This window comes from Bacillus sp. ISL-34, from assembly GCF_018613325.1.
Lineage (GTDB): Bacteria > Bacillota > Bacilli > Bacillales > DSM-1321 > Peribacillus.
On sequence record NZ_JAGGQJ010000010.1, the window covers coordinates 99,588 to 106,006 of the forward strand.

Here is a 6,419-nt window from a genome sequence, read left to right on the forward strand (position 1 = left end):
CTCTTATTTGGAAGGTTTTGTTCTATTTAGTTAAATATAAATTTTAAACAATATCTTGGAAAGTCATTTTGTTCTTTAATAGAGCAAAAATCCAGTGTAAGAGCTTATTTACACAGGCTATGACAGCTACCTTATATGGCTTTCCTTCTTCGCGTTTCTTGTCATAAAAAACGCGTAGCTTCTTATTTCGAGGGATAATTTCATCAGTTGTCTTAGACTTCCGGCAATCACGAATAGCACAACGAACCGCCATATATAAGGCATGTCGAAGTCTGCTAGAACCTCTTTTAGTGATTCTATTTTTGGTAGCTGTAAACTTACCGGATTCGAATACACTAGGATCAACTCCAGAGAAAGCTACAAGTTTTTTAGGATTATTAAATCGATCTATCTCACCAATTTCAGAAATAATCGTTGCCGCGATCTTTTCTCCGATACCTGGGATAGATTTGAGGATCTTATATTCTTCAATTTCTTTAGCGAGGGCGTCTATCTCTGCCTCTAACTTTGATAGATGCTCTTTGTACTGAAGAAGAATATTTATATACATACCAAGGCTTAAAATATGACTCTGATAGACTGTCTTTTCAAAAGGGTTACGAGCTGCCGCAGCTTTAAGCTGTATCGCTTTTTCATTTGCCCATTTAATTGACCTACTCTTGCATAACTCAAATATCCTTGCTGTCATTGCTTCTTCACTTGCCTTCAAAATGTCCTCTGAAGAGGGGAACTCTGAAAGAGTTAAGAGTGACACCACAGAATATAAATCTCCAAAAACTCCTTTATATTCAGGAAACACTTGTTCAAGCACTGCCTGAAATTGAAGCTTTGTTTGAATCATAACGCCAGTTATGTTCTCGTGTTGTCTTGTGAGATTACGAAGGTTCAATAACTGGACTCCACGCTTTTTATATGGCTCTAATTCTTCTTTATAAAACAACTCACAGAGAAGATAGGCATCAATGGCATCTGTTTTTACCTTTCTTAAGCTTGATCCTCTTGCCTTATATGAAATCAATGGATTAATGATAATCAATAAATATCCTCGTTCTTCCAAGTAATGAACGACTGGAGTTTGATAATGTCCAGTGGCTTCTAAAACGACTGAAGGCTTCTGACCAGACTCTTCCTTTACATCCTCAAGAAACGCTACAAGTAAATTAAGCCCCTCAACAGTATGAGTTATTTTAAAACTCTTTTGATAAGGTTTACCCTTATCCAAAAATGCTTGAACCTGACTTTCCCCTTTTGATATATCCAGACCAACGACTGGATTCATTCTAAATCTCCTCCTGTTCTAGTGGATTACCGGTACCCCTATTTCCCCTTGCAGTGTCACAGCTTCGCTTGTTATACGAGATCTACGTCCCAACCAGCCTAATCATGTTTCTACAAGTAGGGGGCAAACTGTTTAGTTGACGGGGTCTATCCCCACGAGCAGGTACGTTTTGCCCCGGCTACCGTTATAATAAAACCATATAAAAAATGGTCAACCAGAAATATTTTCTGGCTGACCTTATAATACGAACGGGGCAGGTTAGTTCAATAGAGGTTATATTAATTATTATGTTGAATTTAACTACTTTAGCCGCCATTTTGTTTGGCGGTTTTCTATTGCCAATAAAAAATTAATAAAAAATATAATATACTTTGTAACGAAATTACCTTGAATCGGATATATAGAGAAAGGAGGAAAAGGCTTGGGAGAACTAGATGAAATTTATTGCAATTATGCTGAAGAAGTATTCAAATATCTAATGTGTCTTTGTCACAACGCAGATTTATCAGAAGAACTAACACAAGAAACCTTCTATCAAGCTGTAAAATCCATTGATAGATATAATGGTGAATGTAAGATGTCAGTTTGGCTTTGTCAAATAGCGAAGCACTCCTATTATAAGCATCTTGAACGTAATAAGAAACAACAAAGGCATATGTTTCAAGATGACACTTTACATACTTCTCCTGAAGCTGAATTTATTCATTCGGAAGACAAAATTGCCCTATACCGAATAATACACTTACTTGAAGAACCATATAAAGAGGTTTTACTTTTGAGAATCTTAGGTGGTCTTAGTTTCAAAGAAATAGGAGAAATTCAGCTGAAAAATGAAAACTGGGCGAGAGTTACTTTTTATAGGGCTAAGATGAAATTAAGGGAAAGGGGTAAGGGTAACAATGGACAATAAATGCAATATAGTGAGAGATTTACTTCCATCTTATATCGATCATTTGTGCAGCCAAGATAGTATTCATTTTATTGAGGAACATATGAAATCGTGTAAAAAATGTAGAGAAGTATTAGAAAGTATGAAAAATGATGTTGATTTTAACGATGAGATAGATGAAGTTTATAAAGTGGAAGTAAAGAGACCATTCCAAAAAGTATCCAGATTCTTCAACGGTCAAAAGAAACTGACGAATTATTTACTTCTAGCAACACTTTTCTCCTTGCTGTTTGGATTCATTTTTCTAATCCATTCGATTATAAAGTTTAGTGAACATAGAGAAGAAGTAACTAAGCTAGAAGTAGTAGAACACGAAAAAGAAGCCATTATGGATGATGTATTTCATATTCTTGGAGCCTCAACAGAAGTGACTGAAAAAGAAGAAAAACAACTTCTTACCATATTTAATAAGTATAATAAAAAACTTAATTTGTTAGCTGTTTTTCCAGCAGCAGATATAGAAGATTGGTTACAGGAAAATGCTTCTGTAAAACAGAAACCTACAACGATCTATCCTATTGAGTACAATGAAGCTGCCATCATCATTGGAAATAAAGGGATGGTTAGGAAGGATGAGCCTATTACCCCTAGTGGTTACGACTTAGGAACTGTTGTGATGGCGAAAAATCGGTGGGTCATTCAATATGAATATAAAAGTTCGTATGAACAGACTATTGAGAGACATCACCAATTAACCTATTACGGACCAAGCACGTGGAGTATTTTTCAGGCACCGATATTATTATTTACTTTATTTAGTGTTCTTTTGATATTTTGGATATTCTTAATGAGACAAAATAAACGTCTTAAAGATGTAATGGGATAATATATTTACAGTTCTTATTTTACTAAGAGCTAGTTCTTCAACTAACGGGTGCTTTACGTCAATAAGAGAGTTGCTTTGGCAGCTCTTTTTTTCTTATGGAACTATCGGGGCAGGATAGTTCATTAAGTAAGAATGTCTTTTGTGTCGTATAAGACACAAACTGTGAAATAAAAGTGAAAAAGAAAGAGTATCATATTACTCTTCCTTTCTGTCTATTTTATACTTATCTAGTCTTAATGAAATGTCTCTAAGTATAATGTTTCTTTCCTTTTGAGTTTTGATAAAGCTGATTAAAAACCAAACAATAAATGCTATTGGAATCAAATAAAAAAGTATACCAGTAAGTGCCATAATGTCTACCCAGTCCATTGTTTCTCTCTCCAATCTTTCTATTGGGGAATTATAGCATATTTGTTTGATAGGTTCTTATATTGGTTGACGAAATCCCAAACTATCGGAGCTGTCTTTTAGGTAGCTTTTCCTTTATGCAACTAAAGGGGCAGTTTAGTTCATTAATAACTCATTTATGAATTGATTAATGATAAAATAATGGAATAATTTCCTTGATTAAATGGGGTGAAGAAATGTATTGGAAATTAAGAATTCCTCTTTTTTTGTTTGTTATGGGTGTTACATCTGGTCTTTATCAAAAGTTTCCTAACCTTTTTCTTGTAAATACATCTTATTTTATAAGAAGTGTTGTATATATTGGCCTAATTGGAATCATCTTTACTATTTTAGAAAATTCAAAAGTGAATGAAAAAAAAGTCCATATCATTATTGGGATGGTGTTAATTTTTTCAGGAATTTTATTCGATAATCTAATGGTGTAAAGACCATCCTTAATCAACTAACAGGTGCGTAGCTGAAGATCGGAGCTGTCTTTAAGGCAGTTTTTTCTTTATGCAACTAAAGGGGCAGGTTAGTTTAATAAGAAATATCAAATTGGTAAAACTACCTATGTAAAAACCAAACAGGAAGAGGTAGTAAATTGAAATTACTTTTTATACGTTTATTAGTTGTATTTATTCTAATTCAAAACATTCCACTAATAGTTCAAGCTAAAGAAATCAAATATAATCACGAAAGTATAACTCTTTCTGAAATCAAGAGGAAAGTTGATTTTAATGTAGTTGTTCCTCAAAATATTCCTAATGATTGGACGTTAGAAATAAAAACATACCCCTGGGATGAGAAAGACAAAATAACTAATTTTAGATTGCACTATATGGATAGCGACGATAAATATTTGCTAATTGGTATTGAGCAAAGTAAGGGATCTTCTAATAAAGAAATGAACATAAATGCAGAGCAGGTAGATATAAACGGTCATAAGGGCTTTTTTGTAGAATGGGGTAATAGTGGTGAGTTAGATAAAAAGGGGGAAATTGTTACTGGTGGTTTACTTCGTTGGATTCAAGAAGGAACTTATGTAGAAATGGAGAGCTCACGGGTATCAAGGAATAAAATGTTGGAAGTTGCAAGATCAATGAAATAGTTAAAAGAACTAACGGGTGCGTTAGCTGAAGATCAGAGCTGTCTTTAAGGCAGCTTTTTCTTATGGAGCTAAAGGGGCAGGTTAATTGAAGAACTAATATGGTTTTTTATGGTAAAATAAACTTAAATTATTTTCATTAAGGGGTCTACTTGCAATGAAATTAGATGATAAAAAGAAAAAGGTACAAATGAAATACAGAGAGGAAATAGGGGAAAAGAAAGAAGTTGGGAATCACAGTAAAAAAATGCTTGTTATTATTACTACAATTATTATTATTCTAGTGGCATACTGGGCAAACTCCGTTCTTTTTAAAGTCTTTTAACTGTTTATTTTTGCTGATTCTGGTGACATACCGAGGACAATTTATTTCAACCTGAAATCCCTAGATAATTTAGGAGTTGTTTATATGTTTGATGTTGCATTGTTATTTATTATTGCTTTTGCTGGAGGAATTATTGCTATTATAGGTTTCTTCGTTATATTAGCTCGAAGGATTTCAGAACCGAAGAAAGCACTTCAACAAAGAATAGGTAATCTCGAAGAAGAGGTTTGGAAATTAAAAAATCAAAAATAATAATTTAGCTTCTAACAGGTGCTTTACTTTAATAAGGAAGGTTGCTGAGGCAGCCTTTTTCTTATGGCACAAACGGGCCAGGATAGCAAGATTGTGAAGGTTTGTACTTAAACTAACGGGTGCGTTAGTTCCACAAGAAGGCCGCCAATTGGGGGCCTTTTGAAAGTAAAAAAACACTCATAACTAAACATCTGGATAGTGTATTTTGAAATAGCCCTGAATTATTAGTTGGAAGGATATTTGAAAAATTTGTAGAAAACAATACTTTAACAATCGGGGGTGACAAAAATGAAACAAAATATATGGGAGAAAGAATATAAAAATGTTCATAGTTTATGGGGATTCAATCCTAATAGTACCTTATCTCAATATGTTGAAATGCTTCCTGAAAACGGAGAGGTTTTAGACATTGGTATTGGAGAAGGAAGAAATGCCCTTTTTTTTGCTAAACAGGGATATGCTGTTGAGGGTATCGATATTTCGGAAACAGCAGTAAAACGATGTTTGGAACTTTCGAAAGAGCACAATTTGAATATTAACGCTAAAGTTCAAGATATTACTTCTTTTGAGATTGAACCAAATAAATATTCGTTAATTATACTTTCTAATGTACTTAATTTTTTTCCTGATAAGGATATTAAAATTATTATCGAAAAGGTGAAAAATGGGCTGATTAAAAATGGGTTGGTATATATTAACGCCTTTGATGATAAAGAACCAGGTAGAAAGAAAGCTCCAGAGAAGTATAAGCAGTTAGCAGAGCATACATTTTATAATGAAAGTTCAAATATGTTTCTTCATTATTTTACAAGAAGTGAATTAGAAGGCTTTTTTACTGATTATAAAACGATAAGCTTATCTCAGTCTTATGCTATGGACATTTCGCACGGTCAACCTCATTTCCATAGCACATTAGAAATAATGTCACAAAAGTCTTAAAAAAGTTATCATTCTTATAACACTAATAACTATGTTAGCTCCTGAAAAAGGCCATCATTTGATGGCGTTTTGAATATAAAAAAATATCCTTAATTAACTAACGGGGCAGGATAGTTTAAGAAGCTAACTTATTCGAACCTTGATTATTGACTATATTTGTATTGGAGTTAGTATAGTTTCATGGACACATTTTAGTTAAGTCCTTACAATGATTTTTGAGAGGATGTGTCCGTCTTGGAACGTAAAAATACAGGTAAAAAATATAATAATGAATTCAAGAAGACTATTGTAGATCTTTATCACTCGGGTAATTCGGTCAAAGAATTAAGCGGCGAATATGGCGTATCAGAAGTT

The 6,419-nt window shown here is 33.4% G+C and carries 10 protein-coding genes; 8 read left to right on the forward strand and 2 right to left on the reverse strand.

The window, feature by feature from the left end:
- Positions 1-43: 43 nt before the first annotated feature.
- Positions 44-1,279 carry an IS110 family RNA-guided transposase gene (locus J7E52_RS09885; RefSeq protein ID WP_214745414.1) on the reverse strand — a complete coding sequence of 412 codons (1,236 nt, stop codon included), beginning with the start codon at positions 1,277-1,279 and terminating at the stop codon, positions 44-46.
- Positions 1,280-1,700: 421 nt separating this feature from the next.
- Here J7E52_RS09885 and J7E52_RS09890 point away from each other — a divergent pair, with 421 nt between their 5' ends.
- Both J7E52_RS09890 and J7E52_RS09895 read left to right on the forward strand, forming a co-directional pair.
- On the forward strand, positions 1,701-2,189 hold the full coding sequence (locus J7E52_RS09890) for an RNA polymerase sigma factor (protein ID WP_214745416.1): 489 nt from the start codon (positions 1,701-1,703) through the stop codon (positions 2,187-2,189).
- The gene (locus J7E52_RS09895) at positions 2,179-3,054 is read left to right on the forward strand and encodes a zf-HC2 domain-containing protein (RefSeq protein ID WP_214745418.1); all 876 of its coding nucleotides are present in this window, start codon (positions 2,179-2,181) and stop codon (positions 3,052-3,054) included. The genes J7E52_RS09890 and J7E52_RS09895 overlap by 11 nt, the downstream gene beginning before the upstream one ends.
- A gap of 195 nt (positions 3,055-3,249) precedes the next feature.
- Here the strand turns inward: J7E52_RS09895 and J7E52_RS09900 are convergent, their stop codons facing one another.
- Entirely contained in the window at positions 3,250-3,423 is a 174-nt protein-coding gene (locus J7E52_RS09900; protein WP_214745420.1) for a hypothetical protein, read from the reverse strand.
- A gap of 215 nt (positions 3,424-3,638) precedes the next feature.
- Between J7E52_RS09900 and J7E52_RS09905 the strand changes: the two genes are divergently transcribed.
- The 6 genes from J7E52_RS09905 to J7E52_RS27600 all read left to right on the forward strand — a co-directional run.
- Complete coding sequence (locus tag J7E52_RS09905) at positions 3,639-3,887, forward strand: hypothetical protein (RefSeq protein WP_187050130.1); 249 nt, start codon at positions 3,639-3,641, stop codon at positions 3,885-3,887.
- Between the two features lie 158 nt (positions 3,888-4,045).
- Entirely contained in the window at positions 4,046-4,552 is a 507-nt protein-coding gene (locus J7E52_RS09910; protein ID WP_286197628.1) for a DUF4367 domain-containing protein, read from the forward strand.
- A gap of 154 nt (positions 4,553-4,706) precedes the next feature.
- The gene (locus tag J7E52_RS09915; protein ID WP_156319619.1) at positions 4,707-4,874 is read left to right on the forward strand and encodes a hypothetical protein; all 168 of its coding nucleotides are present in this window, start codon (positions 4,707-4,709) and stop codon (positions 4,872-4,874) included.
- A gap of 84 nt (positions 4,875-4,958) precedes the next feature.
- A complete protein-coding gene (locus J7E52_RS09920) occupies positions 4,959-5,126 on the forward strand; it encodes a hypothetical protein (protein ID WP_156319620.1) in 168 nt (55 codons plus the stop codon).
- Positions 5,127-5,414: 288 nt separating this feature from the next.
- Positions 5,415-6,065: a class I SAM-dependent methyltransferase gene (locus tag J7E52_RS09925; RefSeq protein ID WP_214745423.1), complete on the forward strand. Its 651-nt coding sequence runs from the start codon at positions 5,415-5,417 to the stop codon at positions 6,063-6,065.
- A 234-nt stretch (positions 6,066-6,299) separates the two neighbouring features.
- Positions 6,300-6,419 (forward strand): transposase (locus J7E52_RS27600; protein WP_214745450.1); only part of this gene is annotated, 120 nt, incomplete at its 3' end.

Bases quoted from the DNA above. Each gene is read 5' to 3' on its own strand.
- J7E52_RS09895 (WP_214745418.1), top strand. From the start codon at position 2,179: ATGGACAATAAATGCAATATAGTGAGAGATTTACTTCCATCTTATATC.
- J7E52_RS09920 (WP_156319620.1), top strand. From the start codon at position 4,959: ATGTTTGATGTTGCATTGTTATTTATTATTGCTTTTGCTGGAGGAATT.
- J7E52_RS09905 (WP_187050130.1), top strand. From the start codon at position 3,639: ATGTATTGGAAATTAAGAATTCCTCTTTTTTTGTTTGTTATGGGTGTT.
- J7E52_RS09885 (WP_214745414.1), bottom strand. From the start codon at position 1,279: ATGAATCCAGTCGTTGGTCTGGATATATCAAAAGGGGAAAGTCAGGTT.
- J7E52_RS09900 (WP_214745420.1), bottom strand. From the start codon at position 3,423: ATGGACTGGGTAGACATTATGGCACTTACTGGTATACTTTTTTATTTG.
- J7E52_RS09915 (WP_156319619.1), top strand. From the start codon at position 4,707: ATGAAATTAGATGATAAAAAGAAAAAGGTACAAATGAAATACAGAGAG.
- J7E52_RS09925 (WP_214745423.1), top strand. From the start codon at position 5,415: ATGAAACAAAATATATGGGAGAAAGAATATAAAAATGTTCATAGTTTA.